The organism is Pseudomonas sp. B6001 (assembly GCF_013386015.1).
Taxonomy (GTDB): Bacteria; Pseudomonadota; Gammaproteobacteria; order Pseudomonadales; family Pseudomonadaceae; genus Aquipseudomonas.
The window spans coordinates 5,708-7,687 of record NZ_JACAOX010000063.1 but is presented as its reverse complement, the minus strand read 5'-3'; the positions used below and the strand labels follow the sequence as shown (position 1 = coordinate 7,687).

1 protein-coding gene and 1 pseudogene (1 of these 2 running past the window's edge) are annotated in these 1,980 nt (G+C 55.6%); both read right to left on the bottom strand.

Annotated elements, in window-relative coordinates:
* Window positions 1-539: BapA prefix-like domain-containing protein (locus HX821_RS31575; RefSeq protein ID WP_177037392.1), on the bottom strand; the 539-nt coding region annotated here is incomplete at its 3' end.
* Between the two features lie 868 nt (window positions 540-1,407).
* Window positions 1,408-1,980, bottom strand: a pseudogene (gene mmsB, locus HX821_RS31570) (3-hydroxyisobutyrate dehydrogenase) (it continues 281 nt past the right edge of the window).

Genomic DNA, 1,980 nt, shown 5'->3' with positions numbered 1-1,980 from the left:
GTGCCAGGCTGACCTTTACCGCTGACCACCGTGCCCGCGCTGTTGACCGACAAACCGGTCGCAGCACCGGGTGCAGGAACTGGCGTTTGATGATGATGGCCACCACCACCGCCACCACCGCTCAATGCCGCGGCGGTACCGCCGACGGCGAGGATGCCCAAGCCCCACAGCACCCAGTCCGGCACCGCACTGTCAGCGGCAATGGCTGCCACACCCAGGTCGTCCAGGGTCGAGATTTCGGTGAAGTTGAAACCCGAATACGGCGTGGAATAGTTGCCGAGCAACAATGTTCCGTCGGCATTTTCCAGTACCAGTTGGTTAGCGGAGCCGTCGGCTCCCACCACAAAAAAGTTCTGAATGGTGATGGTTTCTCCAGACTTTAGAGTGACCACCAGATTTTGGCCGGACTGTTGAAACGATTGAACGCTTTCTTGTCCGAACGGCAGTTTTACAATGCTGGTTCCCTTGAGGCTGGCGTTGCCAAAGGCATGCTCTGTCGCCGTCCCCGTTGCCTTGTCGACAATAGTTATGTTTTTCATCTCTCACCCGTTTTTTATATGGACACACGTATTTCAGCGCGAGCGAATGCCCACGACGGTAGTTACCGCCGAGCACGAAACTCTTTTTGCGTTTATATAGGACTGGTCAGGATTTACAGCGATCAACCGACGCCGGTTTCTTCACGACATTGCAGACCCACACGCGTGCGCTTGCAACACGCTGACACCGAATGAGGTGGCACATCCTTGGCGTCAGAATAAGCCTGCCCGGGCCTTGGGCTGGACTGCATCGCAGCCCAGAGGTCGAACAACCGGGAGAGGTGGCGGGCCAGGATGCGGGCTTTTTCAAGTTCCAGGGCGGCCTCGTTCGATGAGGCCGATAGCCCTGGGAAACCCGATGTACGCATCCATTCGCTAGCCATCTCTGACACACCTGCACAACTTTGAAAGTACAACGCTTCGGCGGAAGTTATCGAGACGCAGCAACCATGACAACGCTCGCAAAACCGATACTAGCGAGGCAATAGTCAACATCAAAGAGAAATGTAAACACGCAATAAACATGGGTGTTTAATGAGGGAAGCCACGACAAACCGAACACACATAACTGAGAAATCAATTATAACGGCATGATAATCGAGCGCCCCATGGACACTCACCAAATGAATAACCCATGATCAAAAACATGATATTTCAGCGTCACACCTGAAACTTGTAAAAGTTTATTTCACAACTATAACAATGCAAAAAAACCTTATCCCTAGGCATTAGTCGATAAGTAATACCGCCCTCCCACAAACGTCGCGAAGGGGTTTATTCAGGCCAAAAAAAAGCACCAGTAGTGAGCTGGTGCTGGAAGGTCTACGCAGTAAAAATCAGGGGCCCACAGTGAAGAAGGACAATTGCCCTACTTTGGTTTTCGATAGCTGTTGATGATCGCCGAGAAGTCCTTGCCCCCTTCCCCACGTTGGCTCATCGATTGATACAACTGCTGCGCCACTGCGCCGAGGATCACCGGCTGGTGTGCCTGGCGGGCCGCTTCAGTGGCCAGTCCCAGATCCTTGAGCATCAGTTCTGCACCAAACCCACCGGTATAACCCCGGGACGACGGCGCCGTCTCGATAATCCCGGGCCATGGGTTGTAGGTGTCCGAACTCCAGCAGCGCCCGGTGGAGCTGTTGATGATTCCCGCCAACACTTGGGTGTCGATGCCCAGCGCATCGCCCAGGGCCATGGCTTCGCTGACGCCGACCATGGTGATACCCAGCAGCAGGTTGTTGCAGATCTTGGCGATTTGCCCGGTGCCGACTTCGCCGCAATGGACGATGTTGCGGCCCATCTGTGCCAGCACCGGTTGCAGGGTGGCGAACAGTTCCGGGGTGGCGCCGACCATGAAGGTCAACGTCCCGGCCTGGGCACCGCCGGTGCCGCCGGACACTGGAGCATCCGCCATCACCACGCCTTGTTTCGCTGCCGCCGC